Annotated in this window: 18 protein-coding genes; 10 read left to right on the plus strand and 8 right to left on the minus strand. The window is 71.0% G+C overall.

Going from position 1 to position 24,335, the window contains the following annotated elements:
* Positions 1 to 38: 38 nt before the first annotated feature.
* From BHS09_RS36145 to BHS09_RS36155, 3 genes are all read right to left on the minus strand, one after another.
* Positions 39 to 2,147: a beta-propeller domain-containing protein gene (locus BHS09_RS36145; protein ID WP_140800340.1), complete on the minus strand. Its 2,109-nt coding sequence runs from the start codon at positions 2,145 to 2,147 to the stop codon at positions 39 to 41.
* A 155-nt stretch (positions 2,148 to 2,302) separates the two neighbouring features.
* A complete protein-coding gene (locus BHS09_RS36150) occupies positions 2,303 to 3,466 on the minus strand; it encodes a TIGR02266 family protein (protein ID WP_140800341.1) in 1,164 nt (387 codons plus the stop codon).
* A 70-nt stretch (positions 3,467 to 3,536) separates the two neighbouring features.
* Positions 3,537 to 5,363, minus strand: coding sequence for an Hsp70 family protein (locus tag BHS09_RS36155; RefSeq protein WP_140800342.1), 1,827 nt, complete (start codon positions 5,361 to 5,363; stop codon positions 3,537 to 3,539).
* 191 nt (positions 5,364 to 5,554) lie between these two features.
* Between BHS09_RS36155 and atpH the strand changes: the two genes are divergently transcribed.
* The 3 genes from atpH (at position 5,555) to atpA (ending at position 9,526) form a co-directional block, all read left to right on the plus strand.
* Positions 5,555 to 6,103, plus strand: a complete 549-nt coding sequence (atpH, locus tag BHS09_RS36160) for an ATP synthase F1 subunit delta (RefSeq protein ID WP_140795898.1) — start codon at positions 5,555 to 5,557, stop codon at positions 6,101 to 6,103.
* A 146-nt stretch (positions 6,104 to 6,249) separates the two neighbouring features.
* Entirely contained in the window at positions 6,250 to 7,728 is a 1,479-nt protein-coding gene (locus BHS09_RS36165) for a PAS domain-containing sensor histidine kinase (protein ID WP_140800343.1), read from the plus strand.
* A gap of 250 nt (positions 7,729 to 7,978) precedes the next feature.
* Positions 7,979 to 9,526 (plus strand): F0F1 ATP synthase subunit alpha, encoded by a 1,548-nt coding sequence (gene atpA, locus BHS09_RS36170; protein ID WP_140795900.1) that lies wholly within the window; start codon positions 7,979 to 7,981, stop codon positions 9,524 to 9,526.
* A 78-nt stretch (positions 9,527 to 9,604) separates the two neighbouring features.
* Here atpA and BHS09_RS36175 read toward each other — a convergent pair whose 3' ends face one another.
* A complete protein-coding gene (locus BHS09_RS36175; RefSeq protein ID WP_140795901.1) occupies positions 9,605 to 10,453 on the minus strand; it encodes an HAD family hydrolase in 849 nt (282 codons plus the stop codon).
* A 210-nt stretch (positions 10,454 to 10,663) separates the two neighbouring features.
* Between BHS09_RS36175 and BHS09_RS36180 the strand changes: the two genes are divergently transcribed.
* From BHS09_RS36180 to BHS09_RS36195, 4 genes are all read left to right on the plus strand, one after another.
* Positions 10,664 to 12,829, plus strand: a complete 2,166-nt coding sequence (locus tag BHS09_RS36180) for a sensor histidine kinase (protein WP_140800344.1) — start codon at positions 10,664 to 10,666, stop codon at positions 12,827 to 12,829.
* Between the two features lie 43 nt (positions 12,830 to 12,872).
* Positions 12,873 to 13,235 carry a hypothetical protein gene (locus tag BHS09_RS36185; RefSeq protein WP_225909612.1) on the plus strand — a complete coding sequence of 121 codons (363 nt, stop codon included), beginning with the start codon at positions 12,873 to 12,875 and terminating at the stop codon, positions 13,233 to 13,235.
* 159 nt (positions 13,236 to 13,394) lie between these two features.
* Entirely contained in the window at positions 13,395 to 14,906 is a 1,512-nt protein-coding gene (locus BHS09_RS36190; protein WP_237080042.1) for a hypothetical protein, read from the plus strand.
* 79 nt (positions 14,907 to 14,985) lie between these two features.
* Positions 14,986 to 15,852 (plus strand): porin family protein, encoded by an 867-nt coding sequence (locus BHS09_RS36195; protein WP_140800346.1) that lies wholly within the window; start codon positions 14,986 to 14,988, stop codon positions 15,850 to 15,852.
* Positions 15,853 to 15,896: 44 nt separating this feature from the next.
* On the opposite strand, the gene BHS09_RS36200 is transcribed toward BHS09_RS36195, so the two are convergent.
* Positions 15,897 to 16,301 carry a response regulator gene (locus tag BHS09_RS36200; RefSeq protein WP_140795905.1) on the minus strand — a complete coding sequence of 135 codons (405 nt, stop codon included), beginning with the start codon at positions 16,299 to 16,301 and terminating at the stop codon, positions 15,897 to 15,899.
* 333 nt (positions 16,302 to 16,634) lie between these two features.
* Here BHS09_RS36200 and BHS09_RS36205 point away from each other — a divergent pair, with 333 nt between their 5' ends.
* Positions 16,635 to 17,570, plus strand: coding sequence for a hypothetical protein (locus tag BHS09_RS36205; protein ID WP_237077801.1), 936 nt, complete (start codon positions 16,635 to 16,637; stop codon positions 17,568 to 17,570).
* A 64-nt stretch (positions 17,571 to 17,634) separates the two neighbouring features.
* On the opposite strand, the gene BHS09_RS36210 is transcribed toward BHS09_RS36205, so the two are convergent.
* Both BHS09_RS36210 and BHS09_RS36215 read right to left on the minus strand, forming a co-directional pair.
* Positions 17,635 to 18,324 carry a nucleotidyltransferase family protein gene (locus BHS09_RS36210; protein WP_174258997.1) on the minus strand — a complete coding sequence of 230 codons (690 nt, stop codon included), beginning with the start codon at positions 18,322 to 18,324 and terminating at the stop codon, positions 17,635 to 17,637.
* Between the two features lie 179 nt (positions 18,325 to 18,503).
* A complete protein-coding gene (locus BHS09_RS36215) occupies positions 18,504 to 19,466 on the minus strand; it encodes a glutathione S-transferase family protein (RefSeq protein WP_140795908.1) in 963 nt (320 codons plus the stop codon).
* 233 nt (positions 19,467 to 19,699) lie between these two features.
* Here BHS09_RS36215 and BHS09_RS36220 point away from each other — a divergent pair, with 233 nt between their 5' ends.
* Positions 19,700 to 20,587: an OmpA/MotB family protein gene (locus tag BHS09_RS36220; RefSeq protein ID WP_140795909.1), complete on the plus strand. Its 888-nt coding sequence runs from the start codon at positions 19,700 to 19,702 to the stop codon at positions 20,585 to 20,587.
* A 21-nt stretch (positions 20,588 to 20,608) separates the two neighbouring features.
* Here the strand turns inward: BHS09_RS36220 and BHS09_RS36225 are convergent, their stop codons facing one another.
* Complete coding sequence (locus BHS09_RS36225) at positions 20,609 to 21,136, minus strand: hypothetical protein (RefSeq protein ID WP_237080043.1); 528 nt, start codon at positions 21,134 to 21,136, stop codon at positions 20,609 to 20,611.
* A 192-nt stretch (positions 21,137 to 21,328) separates the two neighbouring features.
* Here BHS09_RS36225 and BHS09_RS36230 point away from each other — a divergent pair, with 192 nt between their 5' ends.
* Positions 21,329 to 24,310 (plus strand): hypothetical protein, encoded by a 2,982-nt coding sequence (locus tag BHS09_RS36230; RefSeq protein ID WP_140800347.1) that lies wholly within the window; start codon positions 21,329 to 21,331, stop codon positions 24,308 to 24,310.
* Positions 24,311 to 24,335: the final 25 nt, after the last annotated feature.

Consider the following 24,335-nt stretch of genomic DNA (forward strand, 5'->3'; position numbering starts at 1 on the left):
CCCGGCGTCCCAGGGGGCAAGCCCGCGTCAGCCCCGCGTCACGGCAGCATGGGCGGATGGAAGGGCGCGGTGACCAGCGGCGTCTGGAGGCTGTCCACGTGGGACACGCGCAGCCCCGCGTCGGAGATGGTGTAGACGTAGTCGTCCGCCATGATGCTGCGGCGAACCGTGGGCTGCCAGTACCAGCTCCAGTTCCGGAAGTTGAACGACTGATACATGTCCCGCATGGAGACGGTGCCCACCGGCGAGAAGCCCGTGGCCGTGTCCACGCGGAAGACGCGCAGCTCGCTGCGGAAGCCGGACCAGTAGTCGTAGGCGTTGTAGTCCCAGTCCGTGAAGGGCAGGGCCAGCAATCCCTTGGCGGGGAAGTAGGTGAAGGCCTTGTGCTCGTAGAGCGCCTCGCTGTGGCTGCCCATCGAGCCCAACTGGTGCGTGAAGGTCTCCTTGGGCTGCGCCAGGTCACTCACGTCGAAGAGCGACAGCTTGAGGGCGCGGTCCTGCCAGGTGCCGTCCTCGTTGCGGTGCTCGCCGAAGGTGAGCAGGTGCGTGTCACCCAGCGGGTGGATGTACGTGGAGAAGCCCGGAATCTTCAGCTCGCCCACCTTGCGCGGGTTCGCCGGGTCGCTCAGGTCGAAGGTGAAGAGCGGGTCCACCTGCCGGAAGGTGACGACGTAGCCGCGCGTGCCCATGAAGCGCGCGCTGAAGATGCGCTCCCCCCGGGCCAGGTCCTCGCTGCGGCCCAGCTCCTTCAGGCGCCCGTCCTGCTCACGCAGCGTCACCACGCGGTTGACCGTCTCCGGAGGCGTCCACGCGGTGTCCCCGCCGTTCCCGGTCCCCGGGTTCTCCGGTGGGAGCTCCACGGTGGTGGCCACGCGCAGCACGCCCTCGCGCTCGTCCATGGCGAACTGGTTGACGATGTATCCCTCCACCGTGCCGCTGCCCACGTAGGTGGCCTGGTCCGGGTCGCGGATGTCGAACTTGTGGAGGTACGTGTGCGTCGTCTGGCCGGGCTCCGGCCACCACCACCAGTGGCGAGACGCCACGTAGAGCGCCTCATGGGACGCATACACCTCGCCGGGCAGTCCCACCACGCTGGTCCGGCTGGGCGACGACGCCTCCGCGTCCAGGTTCAGCGACAGCACCGACACCAGGCCCAGCCCGGTGGGCCCGTTGGCGCGGTAGAACGACGTGCAGTCATACGCGAGCGGCTTCACCTCGCCGTCCGCCGTCACGCGCCGGCCCTTCGGCAGCCAGTGCTCCAGCGACTGCGCGCGGATGCGCTGCTCGTTCTGCTTGATGAGCGCGTCGATGGACGCGACCAGTCGGCCCCGGTCATCGAAGAGCCCCGGCGAGTACTCGGGATAGAGGCGCACGTCCGCCGGCCAGCGGAACCCGTCCGAGAACACCAGGCGCACCGCGCTGTCCACGCGCCGGGCGTTGATGTAGCTCCCGGGCAGGTAGATTTGCTCCAGCACCCGAGGCGCCTCCAGGTCCGCCACGTCCACCACCGTCACCTTCACGGTGTTGCTGTACGCATAGCCGCAACCGAAGCCGGCGCAGTCGATGACCGGCATGTCGTCCATGCCGCGCCCCCCCCCCACCGTCCCGAGCCGGTCCTCGGCCACCCCCGAGGTGATGACCAGCCGGTTGCGCTCGGCGTCGAGCAGCATCTCGAGCGGCCAGCCCTCCACCTCCAGCGCGGCCGTCCGCGTGAGCTGCTCCGCGGGCCACGAACGGTGGATGTAGAGCCGGGGGCCCGACAGCACGAAGATGCGCGTGCCGTCGTTCTGCACGAAGTCGGCCTCGTGCACGCCGGCCACCTGGTTGTTCGTGCCCGTGTAGTCATTGGGCCTGCCGCCGCCTCCGGAGGAGTCCTCCTGCGGCGCGCCCGTCATGGGCGGCGCCTCGCCCCCACGGCCGCCTCCGTAGGCGTACTGCTTGTAGCTCTCCAGCGCCGCGCGCATCTGCTTCGTCGCGGTGTCCTCGATGTGCTGCTCCAGGGCCTCACAGCCAGGGAAGCTCTCCAGCCGGGCCTCCTGCTGCACGGGCTCGTTGTCGACCGGGGACAACGGCTTGTTGCCCTCGTCACACCCCGCCGCGACGACAGCCACCACTCCGGCCCAGCTCCAGCGTTTCCACTGCCGCATTTCGACCCTCCCTTTGCACTTCGGCCCCACTGACAGCCCCCGGACCTCCCCGGTGCCACGCCAGCGGCGGCCGGGCTCTGATGCCACCGGCGTGCCAAGGCTTCGTCCACCCGGGCCCCCTGGCTTCGTCGAGCCGTTGCGGGCGCCCGTGCCTCTCAGAAACCTGATGCGCGCGGCGAACCTGGAGCCGGAAAACCGAGACCCCGTGGCACGAAGCGGACGAACTGCTGGGTGAGCACCGGGTCCATCTGCTCCAACCGCAGCCCCATGCCCACCGCGGACCGGAAGACGCCCTGCGGCAGGGGCGGGTTGGACCACGCCACCGTCGCCTCCGCGGTGCAGGGCGCGCGCTGGCCCGCGAGCAACACCTTCAGCGTCAACCGGGTGCCCTCGCGCGCCGGCGTCAGGGTGCGCACGAAGAGCGCGCCCGGCCCCGCGTCATGGCTGAAGCCCGACAGCGTCGTCCCGTTGGGCGTGGTGAACTCCACCACCGTGAAGAAGGGCACGCGCTCCGCGGCGCGCAGCGGGGTGTGGCCCGGAACCAGCCGCCCCAGCACGCGGCCGAGCAGTTCGTCCGCGCCCATGTGACGCTTCTCCAGGAGCGGCGCGCCACCCAGCGCCTGCGCCCGGGTGAGCACTTCCTGCGACTCCTCCGCGCGCGACAGCAGCACCAGCGGCTTGCGCGGATGCGCGTCATGGAGCTTCGTGGCCAGGGCCAGCGCCTCGCGCGGCGTGCGCGACACGTCCACCACGAAGCCATCCAGCTGCGCGCCGTGCTCCGCCGCCAGGTTCGCCGCGTCCCCCATGTCCCGCGCGTAGAGGACGTGGAGGCCCTCCTGCTCCAGCGAGCCGCCCAGGAAGGTGTGCAGGAAGCGCCCGCCCTCCACCAGCAGCACCCGGCGCCCACGCGGCAGTCCCTCGCGGACACGCTCCCGGGCCTGGCGCACCGCGGCCAGCTTCGCTTCCAGGGCGCCCAGCGCCACCGGCTTGGGCAGGAAGTCGTCGGCGCCCGCGCGCCAGCAGTGCATCACCTCGTGGGGCTCGCCGCCGGAGGTGAACATGATGACGGGCACGTTGCGCCCCGCGGGGTGTGCCTTCACCAGCCGGCACACCTCATCACCCTGCATGCGCTCCATGCGCAGGTCCAACAGGATGAGCGCCGGCGTGCGCCGGGCCAGCTCGGCCATGCACGCCTCGCCGCCCTCCAGCGCCACCGCCTCGCAGCCCAAACGTATCAGGTGCAGGCGCACCACCTCCCGGGCGGTACGGGAGTCATCCACCACGAACACGGTGTCACGCGCGTTGGGAGGAGGGCTCATACGTTCACGGATAGGTGGAAAGGGGTGCCAAGGCCACGGGCGCCCGGGGCCACCGTTCGGGGATGGACGCTCAGGCGCGAGGCTCCTGGCGACCGGACAACAACCGCGTGAGCTGCTTGGCAATGGTGGCGCACTGCGCCGCGTTGCCGCTGTCCAGGGCAGAGCGGCCGCCATCCAACAGGCGCTGCACCGTGCCCAGGGTGGCCTGCGCCTCCGGGCTGGGGTTCTCCTGCGCGCTGCGCTGGAGCAGCCGCGCCAGCTTCTCCCCGCGCTCCAGCAGCTTGCGGAACAGCTCCTCCGCGCGCTTCGCGTCCACCACGCCCTGCGAGCGCGCGTAGTGGGCCTGCTCGGCGCCCAGCTTCTCCGCCTCGCCCTGCGGCAGCCCCGCACGGGCCTCCAGCCGCACGGCCTCCATGTTGCCGGTGGTCAGGTCCGTGGCCTTGACGGACAGGATGGCCTCGCTGGACAGCTCGAAGACGACCTCCAGCGGCACGTCTCCGCGCGCGGCGACGTGGAGGCGCTTCAGCACCACCTCGCCCAGCTTGTAGTTCTCGTCCTGGAACTCGCTCTCGCCCTGGTACACGGGGATGCGCGCTTCCTGCTGGCCGGAGCTGCCCGGATAGAAGATGTCCCGCGCCACCACCGGCACGCCCGTGTTCTTCGGGATGAGCCGCTTCACGCGCCCGCCCATGACGCCCACGCCCAGGCTCTGGGTGGCGACGTCCAACAGCAGCGCCTGACCGGACTGGCGGATGAGCTCGTCGGCCTGCACCGCGGCGCCCAGCGCGACGGCCTCTTCCGGGTGCACGTCCGTGGAGGGCGCGCGGCCGAAGAAGTCCGCCACCAGCCGCCGCATCAGCGGCACGCGCGTCATGCCGCCCACCAGCAGCACCACGTCCACCGCGTGGGGGTCCATCTTCGCCTCGCGCATCACCGACTCGCAGACATCGAGGCAGCGGCGCGACAGCGGCTCGGACAGCGTTTCGAAGAAGGAGCGCGTCAGCACCGTCTCCAGCTCCGCCATCCGCCTGCCGGGCGCCAGGTGGTCGCCCAATCCGGCGACGTAGATGGACGCCTCTTCCTTCTCGGTGAGCTCGCGCTTGGCCTGCTCCGCGGCCACCTTCAGCCGGCGCAGGCTCTGCGCGTCCTGCGACACCACGTGGCGCAGCTCATCGTCCACCTGCGCCAACAGCCACTGGACGATGCGCTGGTCGAAGTCCTCGCCGCCCAGCTTCGGGTCACCGCCCGTGGCGCGCACCTCGAAGACGCCGGCCTTCACCTCGAGGATGGACACATCGAAGGTGCCACCGCCCAGGTCGAACACCAGCGCGTTGCCCTCGAAGCCGCGCGACAGGCCATATGCCAGCGCCGCGGCGGTGGGCTCGTTCACCAGCCGCACCACGTCCAGCCCGGCGATGTTGGCCGCCTCGCGCGTGGCCTGCCGCTGGTTGTCGTCGAAGTTGGCCGGAACGGTGATGACACACTTGGTGACGGGGCGGCCGAAGTGCGCCTGCGCGTCCAGGGCCAGCTCGCCCAGAATCATCGCGGACACCTGCGTGACGGGCATCACCCGCCCGGCGAGCCGCACGCGCACGTCGCCAGAGGGCCCGGCCACCAGCGGATACGGCACCAGTGCCTTGGCTTCCTGAACCAGCTCCGGCGTGTAGCGGCGCCCCAGGAAACGCTTGGTGGCCCACACCACGGAGTCCGGATGCTCCTCGGCCAGGGATTGTGCCGCGACGCCCACCACGCGCTCGCCAGCTTTGTTCACGCCCAGCGTGGACGGCGTCAACCGGCCACCCGCGCGTGCGGGAATCATGCGCGGGCGTCCGTCTTCAACGGTCGCCACGGCGCTGTTGGTAGTACCCAGGTCGATGCCGATGACGAGGTCATGCATGGGGGGCCGAGAGGACACCACCCTACGGGTGTTCGCGCCAGCTCGCCAAGCCCCCTTCCCTCACCTGCCCGCCGATAAGCGCCGCTTTCCCACGCCACGGCCCGGGCCAGCAAGCGTGCCCCCGGCGACAGGGCGTCACGATGCCAGGGACGTTGCCCGGGAGAAATCCCCGTGCTAAGGGCGCGACCGCCATGGTGAACGTGTCGATCGCCCGCCGCTACGCCCGCGCCCTCCTCGATGTCGCTTCGGAGGCGGGCCGCACTGACGCCGTCGCCGAGCAGCTCACCGCCTTCGCCGACGTCATCGCGAAGAACGCCGAGCTGACGGATGTGCTCGTCAACCCCGCCTACACCCGCGAGCAGCGCCTGCGGGTGGTGGAGTCGGTGATGAAGGCCATCCCCGGCGGCGTGGAGCCCACGCTGGCCAATACCCTCCGCCTGCTGGTGGACCGCAACCGCCTGGGCTACCTGGCGGACATCGCCCGCCTCTTCCGCGACATGGCGGATGCCCGTGCCGGCCGCGTCCGGGGCCACGTCACCAGCGCCGCGCCGCTTCCGGCCGACGCCCTTGCCCAGCTCCAGCAGACCCTGCAGCAGCTGACCCAGCGCAACGTCCTTCTGGAGACGCGCGTGGACCCCAGCCTGTTGGGTGGTGTCGCCGCCCAGGTGGGCAGCATCCTCTACGATGGCAGCATCCGGACCCAGCTCGAAGAGATGCGCCGCGAACTGAAGCAGCGCTGAAGCCCGCCCGCTCGCCGGGCAACCAACGTTCCAGGTCGTCTTTATCACCCCGCAGTCCAGGGCTAACCGGTATTCCCAGCGGACCCTGACAGCGGTATACTCCCAGGTGGTGCGGGACAGCCCCGTGCCGCCTGGACGACCTGACCATGCCGCAGTCCCTACTCCACCGGTATTCCGAAGGTCCGTCCACGTTGGCGGCGCCGGAGGAGGCTCGGCCCTTTCTTGGGGCCCTCCTGCGCGCGGCGGGTTGTGGGGTGGCCCTGCTGGACCGGGACCTGCGTCCGGTGTGGGTGAACGCCACGCTGGCGGCGCTGTCTGGCCTGGAGCCGCGCGCGCACGTGGGCCGTCCTCTGACGGAGCTGTGGCCGCAGGTGGCGCAGGCACTGTCACCGCTGCTGGCCCGGGCACTCTCCGGAGAGGACGTCACGGATGCCCCTGTGCGGGGCGTGCTGGCCCCCGCCGTGGGTGAGCGGCACCTGCGGGTGGGCCTGTCCCCGGCGCTGCAGGGCGGCGCGCTGGCGGGGGTGGCGTTGTGGGTGCGCGACGAGACGGAGCGCTTCCTGGAGGAGCAGCGGCTGCGCGCGCGGGAGTCCCACATGCGCAGCCTGGCGGACGTGGCCTGTGACGGGCACTTCCTGCATGACAACGGCATCGTGATGGACGCCAACCGCGCGATGTCGCAGCTGCTGGGCTACGCGTCACCCTCAGAGATGATCGGCCGGCACCTGGCGGACTACGTCGCCCCGGAGTTCCGCTCGCAGGTGGGGCTGGTGCTCAGCCGCGGGCTGGAGACCCCCTATGAGGTGGTCGTCCTCCGCCGGGATGGCCAGCGGCTGCCCCTGGAGGTGCTGGGGCGCTACGTGACGTGGGAAGGCCGGCAGGTGCGGTTGGCCGCCGTCTGGGACATCAGCAGCCGCAAGGCCGCGGAGGAGCTCTCCGCGAACACCGAGCAGTTCCGACACCAGATGCTGGGTGCGGTGGACGCGGAGCTGCGAGCGCCCCTGCAATCGCTGCAGGAAGGCACGCGCTCCCTGCAGCGGCTGGACGGGCTGGAGGAACCGCAGCGCACCCTGGTGAGCCAGGTGGCCCGGTCCGCCCGGCGCATGGAGCGGATGCTCCAGGAGTTGATGGACTTCACCCGCACGCGGCTGGCGGGCGGACTGGCCCTGCGGCCAGAGCCCGCGGTGCTGGACGCGGTGGCGGCGCGCGTCGTGGAGGAGCGCCGCCGTGAGCATCCCCGGCGAACCCTCCACCTGGAGACGGAAGGCGACCTGCGCGGCCACTGGGACACCCACCGGCTGGCGCAGCTGGCCGACAACCTGCTGGGCAGCGTGCTCCATCAAGGGGGCGAGGATTCGCCGGTCACCTTGCGCGTGGTGGGCGCTGTGGGCGGCGTCACGCTGTGTGTGAAGAGCCCTGGACTCACGGTGGCGGCGGAGGAGCACTCCTCCCTCTTCGAGCCCTTTCGCAAGGAGCGCGGCGCCACGCCAGAGGGCCTGGGCCTGGGGCTCTATCTCGCGCGGCAGATCGCCGTGGCCCACGGCGGGAAGCTGGCGGTGGAGTCCTGCTCCGGGGGCGGCGTGAGCTTCACCGCCTGGCTGCCCCGCGAGGGGCCGGGGCACTGAAGGACTCCGCGACTGGCGCCACCTCAACGGCGGCTGATGCACCAGAGTAGCCGGGCGCGATTTTGACCCACTTCTGGAGCGCCTTCGCGCGGCCGCCTGTCCCACTCCTGAACGGGCGTCCTCTGCCACCCCGTGGCGGGTGGCGCGGACCGCATTGCAGCGGGTGGGTGTGCGTGGTAAGGGGCCCCGACTTCAAGGTTTCGGCGGCCTGCTCCACGTCGGCCGCCCCTGCGCAAGGACGCATACGCTCATGGAAATCCGCGCCGACGAGATCAGCAGAATCATCCGGGAGCAGATCAAGGACTACGGGAAGAAGGTCACCGTCGCGGAGACGGGTACCGTGCTGTCCGTCGGTGACGGTATCGCGCGCATCTACGGCCTCGAGGGCGCGCTCGCCGGTGAGCTCGTGGAGTTCGCCAACGGCGTGCAGGGCCTCGTCCTCAACCTGGAAGAAGACAACGTCGGCGTCGCCATCATGGGTGACTTCCAGGCCATCCGCGAGGGTGACACGGTCAAGCGCACCCAGCAGATCGCCTCCGTTCCGGTGGGCAAGGAGCTGCTCGGCCGCGTGGTGGACCCGCTCGGCAAGCCGCTGGACGGCAAGGGCCCCATCGCCGCCACGGAGACGCGCCGCCTGGAAGTGAAGGCGCCCGGCATCGTGTCCCGCAAGAGCGTGCACGAGCCCCTGCAGACGGGCATCAAGGCGCTGGACGCGCTGGTGCCGGTGGGTCGTGGTCAGCGCGAGCTCATCATCGGTGACCGCCAGACGGGCAAGACGGCCGTCGCCATCGACACCATCATCAACCAGAAGGGCCTGAACGTTTACTGCATCTACGTGGCCATCGGCCAGAAGCAGTCGACGGTGGCGCAGGTGGTGGAGAAGCTGACCCGCTTCGGCGCCATGGAGTACACCACGGTGGTGGCGTCCAACGCCTCCGACCCGGCTCCCATGCAGTTCTTCGCGCCGTACGCCGGCGTGGCCATGGGCGAGTACTTCCGCGACAACAAGATGCACGCGCTCATCGTGTACGACGACCTGTCCAAGCAGGCCGTGGCGTACCGCCAGCTGTCGCTGCTGCTCCGCCGTCCGCCGGGACGCGAGGCCTACCCCGGCGACGTGTTCTACGTGCACAGCCGCCTGCTGGAGCGCGCCGCCAAGCTGTCCGACGAGGAGGGCGCCGGTTCGCTCACCGCGCTCCCCATCATCGAGACGCAGGCCGGTGACGTGTCGGCGTACATCCCGACGAACGTCATCTCCATCACCGACGGGCAGATCTTCCTCGAGACGGACCTCTTCTTCGCCGGCGTCCGCCCGGCCATCAACGTGGGCCTCTCCGTGTCCCGCGTCGGTTCGGCCGCGCAGATCAAGGCCATGAAGCAGGTCGCCGGCACCATGAAGCTGGAGCTCGCGCAGTACCGCGAGCTGGCCGCCTTCGCCCAGTTCGGCTCCGACCTGGACAAGGCCACCCAGGAGACGCTGGCGCGCGGCGCCCGCATGGTGGAGCTGCTCAAGCAGGGCCAGTACGAGCCCATGCCCGTCGAGAAGCAGGTCATGCAGATCTACGCCGCCACCAACCGCGACGACCCCAAGAAGCGCGGCTGGATTCGCGACATCCCGGTGGCCGACGTGGTGCGCTGGATGAGTGAGTTCCTGGAGTTCGCCGACGGCAAGCACCCGAACGTCGCCAAGGACCTGGCGTCGAAGCGCGAGCTGACCGCCGACATCAAGACGGCGCTGAGCAAGGCCATCACCGAGTTCAACGAGGTCTTCCAGCCGACGCCGGGCGCCAAGGTCTAACGCCCTCGCCGGTTGTGACCCACGAGCCCCGCGCTCCCTTCACCGGGAGGCGGGGCTTCGTGCTTGCGGGCCCGGCCTTCAGCGAAGGCGGGGCAGCACGCCGTGCAGGCTGCGGTCCACGCCGCCGCGCGCGCCCAGCAGCTCCATGGCCTTCAGCTCGTAGGGCAGCACGTTGTCGCGGGCCACCAACTGCACGTGCGCGCCCAGCGCGGCGGGCAGCGCCAGGTCCAGCTCGTAGATGTCACCAGCCACCAGCGTCTCTTCCGGCGTGGTGCCCGTGGTCTCCCAGACGCGCTTGAGGGCCTCGAAGTACCGGCCCCGGCGCAGGTAGACGGGGCGGCGCAGCACGCCGTCCAGCGTCTGCGTCTCCGGCACCGCGGCGAAGCGGGCGTCCGTCGCGTCCGGCGGGTCCAGGAGGAACTTGCGCGCGTCCCCGGACACCGTCAGCTTCTCGCGCCCCTTGGGCGCCAGCTGGTCCAGCTTCTTCTCCACCAGGTCGGTGTGCGCGTTGGTCACCACCGTCACCGGCAGGCCCGTGGCCACCAGCGCCTCCAGCACCTCCTTCGCCTCCGGCTTGAAGGCGGTGGCCGAGTGCGCGTAGGCCTCGCGGTAGAGCTTCTGCACCACGTCGGAGCGGCGGGCCTCGTCCTGGCCCTGCCCGAAGCGCTGCATGAGGCGGTGGGCCGCGCAGGTGGCCGTCAGGTACGGATCCGCCGTGGCGGGCGCCACCACCCGGCCGCCCAAATCCCACCCCAGCGCGTCCGCGCCCGCGCGCAACGCGGCGACCTCCTCCTCCCACGCGGCCTCCAAATCCTCGCCCAGCGCCGCCGCCAATCCCTGCCGGAAATGCCGGAGGAAGGGCGCGCTCTCCGCCGCCACGTCCGTGAAGGTTCCGTCGAAGTCCAGCACCACGCACGCAATCGCCATCAGACCACCGGCTCCCGAAGTTGAAGAAAGGGGCCGGATGACGCCTCACCCACGGGCCTCGAATCAAGCCCGCCCGCATCAACATGCGGCCGGGCGGCCACCGCCCCCCGGGAGCATCACCCCGCGGACGTTCCCCCAACACCCCGGGTTGTCATCCGGCCCCGGAACGGCCCAACGTACAGCCCAGGCCACACCCGTGGCCTGTCGCCCATGTCCGAGCCCCTTTTGCCCTGTTCCCGTGAGAACGCCGCGGCCTCGGCGCGGGCGCGGGAATTCCTCGCCGAGGCCAGCCGCCTTCTCGCGGAATCCCTGGACTGGGAGCGCACCCTCACTTCGGTCGTCCAGCTCACCGTGCGCGAGTGGGCGGACGTGGCCCTGCTGGACGTGCTGGCCGCCGACGGCGGCATGCTCCCTGGCGCGCACGCCGCCCGGGAGCCGTCATGGCAGCAGCGGCTGGAGCAGGAACGGCCCTGTCCACCGGCCTGGGATTCGCGAACGGACGGGGGCTCACTGCGCGTGGCCGGCCCGGCGCCGGAATGGCTCGCGGCGTATGCGGGCCTGCTGGACGCGGGAGCATCGCCAGGTCTCGCGTCCCGCTCCCTGCTGGTACTGCCGCTGAGGAAGGAGGCGCGGCCGCTTGGCCTGCTCACCCTCGCCTTCACGGGCGACACGGTGCCGGCCGTGGAGGTGGCGGAGGACTTCGCCCACCGCGCGGCGCTCGCGCTGGCGAACGCGCTTCAGTACCGGGAGGCGCAGGCGCGGCTCGCGGACCTCCAGGCCTTCATGAATGCCTCGCCCGTGGGCATGTCCCTCTTCGATGGGGATTTGCTCTGCCTGCGCACCAACCCCGCGCAGGCCGCCTTCAACCGCCTGCCGCAGGCCGCACACGTGGGCCGCACTCCGTCGGAGCTGATGGGACCCCGCGCCGCACCGGTGGAGGCGGTGATGCGGGAGGTGATGCACACCGGCGCGCCCGTGGTGGACCAGTTGCTGACGGACGTACACGCCGGGGAGCGGCGCTACTTCCGCATCACCTACTTCCCAGTGTGTGACGGGGAGGCGCCGGTGGGTGTGGGCACCACGGTGTCGGAGGTGACGGCGCAGAAGGTGGAGGAGGAGCGGCTGCGTTTCCTCGCCGAGGCCACCTCGCGGCTGTCCCACTCCCTGGACTGGCGCACCACGCTGCGCACCGCGGCGCAGCTGCTCGTGGGCGGGAAGCTGGCGGACTACTGCACCGTGGACGTGCTCGCCGATGACGGCCAGGGCCTGGAGCGCGTGGAGGCCCTGGCGAGTGACGCGGCCACCCAGCGACTCATGAAGGAGGCGCTGCGCTACCCACCGCCGCCCGGCTCGCGCTCGCCCATCCGCCGCGTGCTGGAGACGGGCCGCCCGGTGCTCGCCGCGCAGGTGGACCCGGCCTGGCTGGACGCCCTCGCCCTGTCGCCCGAGCACCGGCGGCTGATGGAGGCACTGGGCGGCCAGTCGGTGATGTTCGTCCCGCTGGTGGCGCGCGGCCGTACGCTGGGGGTGCTCAGCGTCGTCTCGCAGGACCCGCACCGGCGCTACCAGGACCGGGACCTGGACTTCCTGGAGGACCTGGCGTCCCGCACGGCGCTCGCGGTGGACAATGCCTGGCTGTACCGCGAGGCCTCGCGGGCGGTGGCCGCGCGCGACGAATTCGTCGCCATTGCCACCCACGAGCTGCGCACGCCGCTGTCCGCGCTCCAGCTCCAGCTCGCCTCGCTGTGGCGCGCGCTGGACAAAGACGTACCGGGCCCTCCGGAGCGGCAGAAGCTGGGTCTGGCCAGCGCGCAACGGCAGGCGGAGCGGCTGTCCCTCCTGGTGACGCACCTGTTCGAGGTGGCGTGCATCAGCACCGGCCGCCTGACGCTGGAGCGCGAGGACGTGGACCTGTCCGCGCTGGTGCACCGGTTGGTGACGCGCATGGAGGACGCGCTGGTGGCGGCCGGCTGCGCGCCGGTGCTGCACGCCAGCGCGCCCGTGTTCGCCCATGTGGACCGCCTCCGGTTGGAGCAGGTGCTGATGAACCTGCTGTCCAACGCGATGAAGTACGCCCCGGGCCAGCCAGTGGAGCTGTCCGTGGACGTGGACGGCGCCGCCGCCCTCATCGCCGTGCGCGACTGGGGGCCGGGCATCCCCACAGGCGCGGACGCCCGCATCTTCGAGCGCTTCGAGCGCGCCACCGGCGAGCATGCCCGCGCCAGCCTGGGCCTGGGCCTCTACATCTCCCGCCAGATTGCCCGCGCCCACGGCGGCGAGCTGACGGTGGAAGCGCCTCCCCTGGGCCCCGGCGCGCGCTTCGTGTTGCGCCTGCCCATGCCCCAGGTGCCGCAGGCTCCCACGTCCTCCCCTTGAAGCCTACCCCGCCCAAGCCGCTAACCTCGCGGGCATGGAAGCGATGCAGCGAAACGAGTCGGCGCCCCCGCGCCGGGCGTGGCTGCCCTGGGGCCTGCTGGTGAGCGCGGTGCTGCTCGCCACGACAGGGGCCTGGGCGGGTTCGCGCTCCATCTCCGCCCTGGTGGAACGCAACGACGCGCTGACACGCGAGGCGGCCGAGTCCGAGGCCCGCGTGGCCGAGCTCCAGGCCCTGCGCGAGGCCATGTCGCGCCGGCTGCGCACGCTGGAGCAGCAGCACCACGCTGCCTATGCCGCCGCGGTGACGGCCACCGCCGCGTGCACCACGGCGCTCCAGCCGCCGCCCGCGCCGGGCAAGCCCGAACCCCGGCGCCTGGCCAAGGCCAAGAAGCAGGGCCGGCGCTGACGGCGCGTGGCCTCCAGGTCCACACCCCCTGAGAGGGTGTGGCTCCCCAGGCAACAGGGCCCACCGCCAACCCCGCGAAACCGCGGGCCTGAGTGCCCGGCCCGCTACGTGCTACCGCCGGAGCCACCGAGTCCCTTTTCGCTCCGAGGTCCACGCTCCATGTCGCCCTTCGCGCTTCGCCCCTCCTCGCGCTCCCTGCGGGCCGCGCTCCTGTTCCTGACCGCGCTGCTGCTTCCCCAGGCCCCGGCCCAGGCGGAGCCCGGCATCCGCATCCTGAACTCGCTCCGCGCCGAGGAGCTGGCCTTCAACGCGCTCACCAGCAACCGGGCCGCGCTGGACGCCCTCACCGAGATGCCGCTGCACTCGAAGACGTTCGTCTTCGACGGCCGGCTCAAGCACGCGCTGGAGCACCCACCTGCCCGGAACGTGATGGCGTACCTCACCGAGTGCGCGCTGCCGCCCGGCGCCGCCGTGGAGTGGACCAGCCGCGCCGGCGATACGTACACCTTCAAGGGCGAGGTGGGGCTGTGCCCCGAGTGGGCAAAGGACAAGCCGAGCCAGGCCTGCCTGGGCTACGTGACGGCCTGTCTCCTGGCGCGCAACAACGCCTTCGGCCGCCGCGTGATGGTGTCCATGCGCGGCGAGGACCCGAGCGAGCCCCGGCGCTTCAATCCCTCGGGAGACCGTCAGGAGTGGAGCCCCATGTTCCTGCCCTGCGCGTCGGGTGAGGCGGGCCTCCATGCCGAGTGCGGCTGGCTGGGGGAGAACGTGGGCACCTGCACCCCGGGCGACAAGGTGACGGTGGCCGCGGGCGCGCCCCACCCGGCCACGTGCACGGGCCAGCTGGGCCGCATCTTCGGAGACCGGGTGCTGCGCGTGTGCGAGGACCCGCGGGGCTGCGCCTGGGAGGACCGTCTGGCGGACACGCTCGGCAACCCCTGCGGCGGAATCGAGCCCAGCGTCGAGTTCAAGTGCCCCGCGAGCGGCCGCTACAGCGTCATGTCCGCGCCCTACAGCCGCGCCGCGATTCCGGGCTCGTGGGTGGCCCCGGTGGCCACCTCCGGCACCTACCCGGCCGAGCCCTTCGGCGCGTACACGTTCCGGGAGGGCTCCTTCTACGGGAACATGTTCGACTCGCGCGGCCTGACGGTGGAGGTCGTCCTCAATCAGGACAACTTCCAGCCCAGGCTCGTCAACCTGCGCTTCAAGGGCGTGGTCCACGATAACGTCCACGCCTGCCACGGCCGGGACTGGGTGGACGGCGACAGCCACCTGCGCTCGCGCATCTGCGCCAACGCCGACATCGGCGGCGAGCGCATCGCCGGATGCATGGCCTACGCGGCGGGCCCCTGCGAACCGGGCAGCTACAACCCCCGCCCCGCCCGCTGCAAGGTGAACGACGGCACCGCGGTGTGGGGGGACGGCGACTTCGAGGGTTGCATGGACGAAGCCGGCTTCCAGCACCCCGAGCCCATCACCGTGTACCTGCGCTCGCCCTGCGAGGTGATTTCCCCCAAGACGCAGACCACCTGTGGGGTGACGTGTGACTACTCCGAGTTCCCTCCCAAGTGCTCGGACACGTGCAAGCTCAAGAAGTCCCCGGGCCAGTGCCTCCAGACGGACGCGTGCCTGAACAACCCCAAAAACTGCCCGGCGCCACCGCAACAGTGAGGCGGATTGAATAAAGCAGGCCGCCAGGCGTCCAGGTCTCCGGCGGCCGCATCCCCGGCCCATCTTCAGGAGCTGCCCCGTGTTCCCAATCCGGACCCTGCTGTGTGCCCTTCTCGCGCTCGCGCTGGGCCTGGGTCCCACGGCGGCGGAGGCCCGCTTCGGCAAGCGCTCGCGGCCGTCCCAGAGCGACTCGAACCGGGACAGGGATGACAAGGAGCACGGGGCCTCCGCCATCGGCTCGGACGATGACGACGACGACGACGACGACGCGCCCCGCCGCTCCTCCCGGCGGCGCTCCTCGAGCAACCGGCGGCACGTGAGTGGCGGCTCGAGCACGGTGACGGTGAGCTGGCTCTCCTACCTCTTCATCACCGGCAACCATCGGATGAGCGTGTCGCCAGAGCTGCGCGGGGAGCGCCACGCGGCGGCGCTGTCCTTCCGCGTGGGCATCCAGGGAGGGCCGCTCAACGAAGGGGGCGGCGGCGCCGACCTGTTCCTCGGGCTGGAGGGCCGGCGCTTCGGCGTGGACCTGCGGCTGACGGGCGTGGGCCTGCCCACGGATGACGGGACGAGCGGTTCGGATTCCATCACCCTGACGCAGTCGCACCTCACCTGGGCGCTCATCTCCCACGAGCGTGCCCGCCTGCGCGCGGAGGCCGGTGTCAGCACCGCGCACGCGCCGGACATCACCTTCGTCGGCCCCAGCTTCGGCGCCTCCCTGGAGGCCTGCATCGCCGGCCCCCTGGACCTGGAGGCGCGCCTGCAGGTGACGCCCTTCCCCTACCGGCAGGTGGACGCGAGCGCCGCGCTGGCGTTGAAGCTGGGCGCGGTGGTGCTGCGCGGCGGATACCGGGGCATGGTGCTGGATGACGCCGGCTACGTGGATGGCGTCTCCCACGTCGACACCTTCCACGGCCCCTTCCTGGGCCTGGGCCTCACCTACTGACGTCCGCTGATGTCCTCACGCCCGCGTCAGCGCGCAGCCCGCGCTCACGCGGGCGTCTTCACCACGCCGTCGGCCACCGGGCAGTGCCGCCGCGTCGCCTCCAGCAGCATCTCCAGTCTCACCGGCTTGCGCAGCACCCCCGCCGCGCCTGGCGGCAGCGGCCCGGCCTCCGCCGTCATCACCACCACCCGCGTCCCGGCGAAGCGCTCATCGGACCGCAGCCGCTCGAGCAGACCTCGCCCGTCCACGCGCGGAATCTCCCAGTCGAGCAGCACCAGGCAGGCGGACTCCAACGCCGCGAGCACGCGAAGCGCCTCCACGGCGTTGATGGCCATGGACACCTCGAAGCCCTCGTCGTGCAGCGCTTCCGCCATGGCCCCCCGAACGTCCGGGTCATCCTCCACAATCAGGACCTGCGGCTGCACCACGGGATGAGTCACACCCGGCACCCTAGTCCCTCCTTCGCGCCCAGGCACGAGCGACTTCGCCGCATTCCGCTCTCTGTCAAAGCATGAGCATCTGCCGGGCCCGCGCATGCAGATATTACAGCACGCGAAAGGCCGACGCGGCCCCTCCAGAACCGCGAGCCACACGGCCTCCCGGGCAGGCGCGCGGCGTGAGCTTTCACCGGGTGGCATTCGCAGCGACGGCGAACCGGCGCGGTGTCCTGCGCCGCACAGCATGCGCTGGTGGACGACACCTCGCGCCTGGAGGTCCATGGCCCCTTGGGAGGGAAGGCGATTGAATCCACCCGCCCCCGAAATCCCCACGAGGAGTGGACCTTGCCCGCATCCAAGGCCGTGCTGTGCGCCGCGCTCGCGGTCAGTGTCCTGCTGGGCACCTCTCCCGCGCAGGCGCGCTTCGGCAAGCGAGACACCTCCTCGTCTTCGTCCTCGTCACGGAGCACGTCCCGTCAGGCCTCTCCGTCCCAGGAGTCACGCGGCGCCCGAGCCCATCCCGCGTCCGCCATTGGCCAGTCCCGCGAGGGCGCGCATGGCAACCGCCGCACGCACGCGGCCTCCGCCATTGGCCACGAGCGCACGCCCCGGGGTGACGACGCGCCCCGGCGGCGCGCCGCGCGCGTGCGCCGGCTGCCACCGGGCTCCATCGTCGCGGGGGCCGTCATCGGCGCAACCCGCCCGGGCTTCGCCTCCGTGCGGCCCGCCCAGCGGGTGGTGCGCGAGCCAGAGGACACGGTGCCGCTGCAGGTGCGCATGGGTGTGCAGGGAGACTTGCTGGGCGGCGCCGGAGCCATGGGGCTCTTCATGGCCATGGATGGCCGCCACCTGGGCCTGGACGCGCGCATCACCGGCATGTCGCTGCCCGCGGCGGATGGCTCGGATGCCACCGACCGCATCACCCTGCTGAGCGCGCACGCCTCCGCGGCGCTGTGGGCGGGAGAGCGGGGCCGGCTGCGGCTGGAGGGCGGCGTCGCCAGCGCGCATGCGCCGGACATCCTCTTCGTGGGCCCCAGCTTCGCCGCGTCCGTGGAGGCCTGCATCGGCCCCTCGCCGGTGGACCTCGAGGCCCGCATCCAGGCGGTGCCCTTCCCGCACCGTCAGGTGGATGCCCAGGCCGGCCTGGCCGTGCACGTGGGTTCGCTCCACCTGCGCGGCGGCTGGCGGGCCCTGTACCTCAACGACGCCGGGCACACGACCGGGGAGAAGCAAATCGAACGGCTCACTGGCCCATACCTGGGCCTGGGCCTCACGTTCTGACGCATGGGGTGGTGCTGGCCGGAGCCCCTTCTCTCACGGGCCCCAGCCAGCCAGCTGTCGCGCGCTACTCCTCGGACGCGGCGGCCATGGGCGCCGAACCGCCGCCCAGCTCCGCCACGTTGGACGTCGCAGGCCCGGTGCCACGCTTGGCGCCGCGCCGCTTGGGCGGAGGCGCCAGCCGCGGCTGCGTGCCGAACAGGCGCTCGTACGTCTCCGGCGTGTTGATGTTCACCACCACGCCCGGGTCCTTCACCGGCACGCGGCGCACCTTCATCGTCGCCAGCGCTGGCTCCAGTTGCTGGCCCTCCGCGGCGCGCAGCCGCTCCGCCCCACTCCGTGAGAGCACCAGCGGCCAGCCAGGCGCGCTCTCGAACTCCGGGCGCAGCAGCTCATCCGCGTCTCCCGCCATCTTCAGGAGCGACTTGAGCGTGGACGCGCGCAGCGCCGGCATGTCCACCGGATGCAGCAACACCACGTCCGCGCCCGCCTCCAGCGCGGCGTCCAGCCCCGCTTTTATCGACAGGAGGGGCCCTTCCTGCCACCGCTCCGCTTCCACCAGCTCCATCCCCGGATGCTGCTCACGCACCGCCTCGGAGTCCTTCCCCACCACGCCAAGCACCATGGAACCCGCCTTGCCAAAGGTGGATGCCAGGGACTGGAGGAAGCTCTTGCCTCCCTCGTGCTCGATAAGCGCCTTGGGGTGGCCCATCCGCCGGGCCTCACCCGCAGCGAGGATGATCGCCACTGCCTTCATGCCAGCCTCCTCCGCCCCCATGAATGAACGCCGCAGGCCCGGGGGCCTCCTCTCAAAGGCTGTGGCGTCCGCGTGGGATTGCAGCCCACCCCTGGGTCCCAGCCGTCAGCCAGACGCCAGTCACTCCGGACGGGTGTTCGCTGGGTGAGCATCCGGCCAGGCGCTCCGTCCTCCATCCGTCATCCGAAACGCCGCGCCCTGTCGTGGGGCTCCCCGAGCGGAACCGTGGGCCCCAGCGGCACCACGCGCGTGGGATTCACCGTCGTCTGGCTCCAGTAGTAGTGCAGCTTGATGTGGTCCAGCTGCGTCGTCTCCGTGAAGCCGGGCGTCTGGTAGAGGTCCTTCAGGTACCCCCACAGGTTCGGGGAGTCCTGGATGCGCCGCAGGTTGCACTTGAAGTGGGCGTGGTAAACGAGGTCGAAGCGCACCAGCGTCGTGTAGAGACACACGTCCGCCTCGGTGAGCGTGGCGCCGCACAGGTAGCGCCGCGTGCCCAGCACCTGCTCCCACGTGTCGAGCGCGGAGAACAGCTCGCGGCACGCGTCCTCGTAGGCCCTCTGGCTGGTGGCGAAACCCGCGCGGTACACGCCGTTGTTGATGGACGGGTAGATGGCGTCCAACGTGGCGTCCACCTGCGCGCGCAGGTGCGGCGGCGCCAGTTGCACGGACGCGTCCCCGTACGCGTCGAACTCCGTGTCCAGCATGCGCAAGAGCTCGCGCGATTCGTTGTTGACCACCGTCTCCCGCTGCCGGTCCCAGAGCACCGGCACCGTGACGCGGCCCGTGTAGTCCGCGCGGGCCTTCACGTAGAGCTCCCGCAGGAACTCGAAGCCGTAGAAGGGCTCCGGGTCGGAGCCGGGGTAGCCCTGGAAGGTCCACCCGTCATCGCCCATGCGCGGGTCCACCACCGTCAGGCCGATGGCGCCCTCCAGCTTCTTCAGCTTGCGGATGATGGCCAGCCGGCTGGCCCACGGGCACGCATAGGAGAGGTAGAGGTGGTAGCGCCCCGGCTCGGCGGGAAGGCCGCTGGAGCCATCCGCCGTCACGCGCTCGCGGAACACCGTGGGCGGGCGCTCGAAGCGCCCCTCCGCGTCGGGCGCGTACCAGCCCGTGTGCCACCTGCCCTCAATCAACTGCCCCATGGCGGATGCCTCCCCTCGCTCAACGTGGCCATCCTCGCCGCCAGGTGCACCACCTCCAGCGGGGGTTTCCGCTCCCAGGCCGTGTCCTCCGGACGCGGCGTGCGAAGCGGAGGGCGCCCTTCTGACACCGCTGCAACCTTGCACCGCCAGACACCTGCGCACACCGGGGCGCCTTGAGGCGCACCCTGGACGTCTGGCTACGGTGGCCCCCGTTCCACTCGGGAGGTCGCGACATGACGGAGTCCACGCAGCACGGCCAGGCACAGCACGGACGGCCCTGGGTGCCCTGGCTGGTGACGGCGTTGGTGGTGCTGATGTCGGGCGGCGTGATGTACCTGGCGCACCGCGGGACGAGCCAGGCCGAGGCGCTGGCGGAGCAGTCCCGCCAGTCGGCCGTGGACGCCGCCACGCGGGCGCGGGACGCGGAGGCCGCGCGGCTGCAGTTGGAGCAGAAGCTGGCGGCGCTGGAAGCCGAGCGCGCCCAGCTCGCCACGGAGAAGGAGCAGCTCAGCTCGGAGAAGGAGCAGCTCAGCCAGACGGTGCAGGAGCAGGAGGCGGAGCTGGCGAAGCTGAAGGCCACCTACGACGACCTGCAGGACAAGATGAAGGCGGAGATCGCCGAGGGCGCCATCCGCCTGTCCCACGCCGAGGGCCGCATCCAGGTGGACCTGGTGGACAAGGTGCTGTTCGACTCCGGCGACGCGAGCATCAGCGCGCGCGGCCAGGAAGTGCTGACGCGGCTGGGCAGCGTGCTGGCCAAGGTGGAGGACAAGTCCATCCAGGTGTCGGGCCACACGGATGACTCGCCACCGTCGCAGAAGCTGCAGAGCACCTTCCCGTCCAACTGGGAGCTGTCCGTGGCGCGCGCGGTGAACGTGGTGCGCTTCCTCCAGGACACCGGCGGCGTGCCCGCGCGCCGGCTGGTGGCGGCGGGCTACGGGCAGATGCGGCCGGTATCCACCAACGCGACCCCGTTGGGGCGCGCGCGCAACCGGCGCATCGAGGTGCTCCTCATGCCGGACCTGCCCTCCAAGCGCACGCCGGCCGCGGCCGTCCAGCGCGTCGTCGCGGGCGGCACCGCGCCCAAGGCCCAGGCGAAGCCCGCGCGCGGGGCGAAGTAGCGCCGCGGGCCGCGACTGGCGCTACTGCTTCTTCACCGACTCCAGCAGCTTGCGGAAGGACTTCTCCGAAGCGGCCACCGTCTTCTCCGGGCCCGTCAGCTTGAAGAAGACGGCGCCTTGGGCGCCCTCGACGATGGCGCCCAGCAGCCGGAAGCCGGGCTTGGGCGTGGAGGGGCCCATCATCGGCCCGCCGCCCGTGTACGTGCCCTTCACGTCCACCGTCGTCAACGGCATGCCGTTGAGCTTCTCTGACTTCGTCTTCGCCTTGTCCTGCGGGATGGGCTTGCCGTCCGCCGTCTGGAACTGGCCCACCCAGCGCTTCACGTTGGCGTCCACCGCGCCGCCCTGGCCCTGGCCGAAGTAGAAGACGGCCAGCTCCGCGCCCTCCGTGTCCCCCTTGGTCGCGGGAATCTTGTACGTCGCCGCGCGCATCGGCCGGGCCCCCTGCACCGCCCAGTCCGCGGGCGCCGTCCACGTCAGGCCCCCCGCGTCCTCCGCATGCGCCACCACCGCAACGGCCACCACCAGCACACCCAATAGTCGGTTCATGCGCGGCAGCGTAACCGCCTGGGGCCCACTGCGCAGCGTGTCAACGACCACCCGTCTCACCACCCCGCACGCGCCATCACAAGTGACACGACGCGTCAAGTCCCTCGTCTTCCTGCCAACCCATGGACGTGGTACGCCACAGACGTTTCCAGTCCAGTCATCCCAACCCAGGACTTGGAGGGGGTTGTACCCATGAGAAAGGTGTTGTTCCTCGGGGCCTTTGCCCTGGGCGCCTCGGCCTGTACTCCCGATATCGCCCAGGATCCGCCGCGGAGCCCCGAAGACTCCGTCGTCGCGGAGTTTGATCCAACCGGGTCTCCACCCGTCGTCCCGTCGCCCAACGACCTGGCCATCGTCAACGGTCTGGTCAATGCGCCCATCAATCCGCAGGCACCGGCGGCGGAGCAGGAGTTCACGCGCGACTACGTGAACACGCTCAACGGCTTCCCGACCACGGTCACCGCGACCACCCGCATCCGGGGCCTGGAGGCGGGAACGGTCAACACGAACACGGTGAAGATCATCGACGTGTACGCGGGTACGCCGCTGGCGAAGCCGGCGACGCCCAGCTACATCGGGTACAACGAGGAGACCAACCTCGTCACCATCATCCCCCCGCTGCCCGGGGGCTGGCCCAAGGGTGGCCGCTACGCCGTGGCCATCATTGGCGGTGAGAACGGCGTGAAGACGACGGCCGGCAAGCCGGTCATCCCGTCCGCCACGTGGGCCTTCGCCAGCTCCACCGAGTCGCTGGTCACCTGCGACGACCTGCAGGCGCCCAACTGCCAGACGGCCACCGAGCTCATCCCCTCCACGGTGACGGAGCCCGCCGCCCGCCTGGCGGACCAGACGGCCAGCGCCCTGCGGCTGGAGCAGCTGCGCCGCGGCTACGCGCCCATCCTGAAACTGGTGTCCGAGCAGTTCAGCGTGAAGCACGAGGACATCGTCCTCCTGTGGACCTTCTCCATCATGGACCACCCGGAGGCCACCTTCGATCCGGGCAACGGCGTCGTCCCCTTCCCCAATGACCTGCTGCGCAACCCCGAAACCGGGCAGCTGGCCCTGCCGGTGCCCCCCGAGGCCGGCCCCGCGCAGAGCCTCATCAGGGGCCTCAATACCCTGGACGGCTGGTCCACCACCGCGCCCATCGTGTCGGAGAACGGCGCGAGACGCGGCCCCATCGACACGGGTTCCCTGCTGGACGCGAACACCGTGCGCATGAAGATCGGCTTCACGCCGGACGACGAGACGGAGCAGAAGACCACGCTGCGCTTCGTCAAGCTGACCAACCACACCTCGGGCACCAACCCCCAGGTGAAGGTGTGCTTCAACTGCGAGCCCGTCGTGGAGGGCCTGACGCCGGCGCCGAACTCGCCGCAGCAGCTCCAGATTGTCCCGGAGGTGCCGCTGGATGAGGCCACCCAGTACGGCGTGGTGATGCTGCGCGGCATGAAGGACACGCTGGGCCGCACCGTGGCGCCCACCGCCGCGCAGGCGCTGATGCGCATGGCCAACCCGCTGGTGGACGCCAACGGCAAGAGCCAGGTGGCCGCCGTTCCTGACACGCTCGCCCGGGACCTGGAGCCGGTGCGTCTGGGCATGAAGCGGCTGTTCGACGGCCTGGAGGCTGCGGGCATCCCGCGCAAGGACATCAACCTGGCGTGGGCCTTCACCACCCAGAGCACCCGCTCCATCCTCGAGCGGCTGAACGCCATCCCCTCGCAGGCGAACATCCCGGCCGACCCCGTCTACCTGCTCGACCAGACGGCCACCATCAAGGGCACGATGAGCGCCCTGACGCTGGAGAACAACGCGGTGGGCCGCGTCTTCATCGGCGCGTACCACTCGCCCTTCCTCCTGGATGACGCGCAGGGCACGCTCAACCGCGCCACGCCGCGCATCGACCGCGTCCCGTTCATGCTCTTCACGCCCGCGGGCGAGGTGCCCGCGGACGGCTACCCGGTGGTCATCTACGGCCATGGGCTGACGGGCAACCGCACCAACATCATGACGGTGGCCAACAACTTCAACGCGGCGGGCTACGCCGTGGCGGCCATCGACACCGTGTTCCACGGTGAGCGCGCCAGCTGCGCTGGCATCAGCGAGGACGCCCCGGTCATCATCGACGAGAACCGCGATGGCACGCCCGAGTACGTCTTCACCACGCCGGACGAGGCCTGCGACGACGGCGACACCTGCGACGTGACGGCGGGCAGCGCCACCTTCGGCCGCTGCGTGTCGAACAACCCGCCCGCGTGCAACGTGGCGCCGGGCGCCTCGCCGCACGGTGACGTGTTCTGCTCCAGCCAGGGCCTGGGCCGCTGCGTGGCCGCGCCTGGCAGCGCCACCGGCACCTGCGAGGGCGGCGACTTCGCCCGTCCGGGTCCCAACCAGCCGCCGTACGTCTCCGGCGCGGGCTTCCTGAACCTGGTCAACCTGTTCGCCACCCGCGACAACTTCCGCCACCACGTGGTGGACTTCGCCCAGTTGGTGCGCGCGCTGGACACCGACAGCCTCAACGCCCGCCTGACGGGCGCGGGCGCCGGTACGCTGAACACCAGCCAGTTCCACTACGTGGGCCAGAGCCTGGGCGGCATCCAGGGCGTCCTGTCCGCCTCCGTGTCTCCTGTCGTGGGCCGCACGGCGCTCAACACGGTGGGCGGTGACCTGGTGGACATCCTCCTGACGGCCACGGACCCGGCGTTCGTGCGGTACCGCTCGGGCTTCTTCCAAACCCTGGAAGGCATCGGCCGCGCCCCGGGCACGCCGGAGTTCTACGAGTTCATCACCCTGGCGCGCACCATCCTGGACCCGGCCTCGCCCCGCAACTACGGCAAGTACCTGGAGAACGCGCCGTCCGCGCCCGCCAACCGCGATGCGTTCATCCAGTACATCGAGGGTGACATGGTCATCCCCAACGCGGTGACCGAGGGCCTCATCAACGCGGCCAACCACCCGCTGGTCAACGCCTCCACGCCCCGCACGGTGCAGACGTACCTGGCGAAGGACGGGATGGGCCTGCCGGCGGACGTGCGTCACGCGTTCTTCGGCATCGTGGACCCGTCACTGGACCCCAGCTCGGGGACCAGTCAGTTCCTCCGGTCCGTGCGCAACACCGCGCAGAACCAGGTCATCCAGTTCCTGAACACGGGCGTCGCGTCGCCCACCCCGTAACGACCTCCAGAGAGAGAACGAACCA

Source organism: Myxococcus xanthus (genome assembly GCF_006402735.1).
Classification (GTDB): Bacteria; Myxococcota; Myxococcia; order Myxococcales; family Myxococcaceae; genus Myxococcus; species Myxococcus xanthus_A.

Coding starts and splice junctions, on each gene's coding strand:
- BHS09_RS36145 (WP_140800340.1), bottom strand. CDS start 2,147: ATGCGGCAGTGGAAACGCTGGAGCTGGGCCGGAGTGGTGGCTGTCGTC.
- BHS09_RS36150 (WP_140800341.1), bottom strand. CDS start 3,466: ATGAGCCCTCCTCCCAACGCGCGTGACACCGTGTTCGTGGTGGATGAC.
- BHS09_RS36155 (WP_140800342.1), bottom strand. CDS start 5,363: ATGCATGACCTCGTCATCGGCATCGACCTGGGTACTACCAACAGCGCC.
- atpH (WP_140795898.1), top strand. CDS start 5,555: ATGGTGAACGTGTCGATCGCCCGCCGCTACGCCCGCGCCCTCCTCGAT.
- BHS09_RS36165 (WP_140800343.1), top strand. CDS start 6,250: ATGCCGCAGTCCCTACTCCACCGGTATTCCGAAGGTCCGTCCACGTTG.
- atpA (WP_140795900.1), top strand. CDS start 7,979: ATGGAAATCCGCGCCGACGAGATCAGCAGAATCATCCGGGAGCAGATC.
- BHS09_RS36175 (WP_140795901.1), bottom strand. CDS start 10,453: ATGGCGATTGCGTGCGTGGTGCTGGACTTCGACGGAACCTTCACGGAC.
- BHS09_RS36180 (WP_140800344.1), top strand. CDS start 10,664: ATGTCCGAGCCCCTTTTGCCCTGTTCCCGTGAGAACGCCGCGGCCTCG.
- BHS09_RS36185 (WP_225909612.1), top strand. CDS start 12,873: ATGCAGCGAAACGAGTCGGCGCCCCCGCGCCGGGCGTGGCTGCCCTGG.
- BHS09_RS36190 (WP_237080042.1), top strand. CDS start 13,395: ATGTCGCCCTTCGCGCTTCGCCCCTCCTCGCGCTCCCTGCGGGCCGCG.
- BHS09_RS36210 (WP_174258997.1), bottom strand. CDS start 18,324: ATGAAGGCAGTGGCGATCATCCTCGCTGCGGGTGAGGCCCGGCGGATG.
- BHS09_RS36215 (WP_140795908.1), bottom strand. CDS start 19,466: ATGGGGCAGTTGATTGAGGGCAGGTGGCACACGGGCTGGTACGCGCCC.
- BHS09_RS36220 (WP_140795909.1), top strand. CDS start 19,700: ATGACGGAGTCCACGCAGCACGGCCAGGCACAGCACGGACGGCCCTGG.
- BHS09_RS36225 (WP_237080043.1), bottom strand. CDS start 21,136: ATGAACCGACTATTGGGTGTGCTGGTGGTGGCCGTTGCGGTGGTGGCG.
- BHS09_RS36230 (WP_140800347.1), top strand. CDS start 21,329: ATGAGAAAGGTGTTGTTCCTCGGGGCCTTTGCCCTGGGCGCCTCGGCC.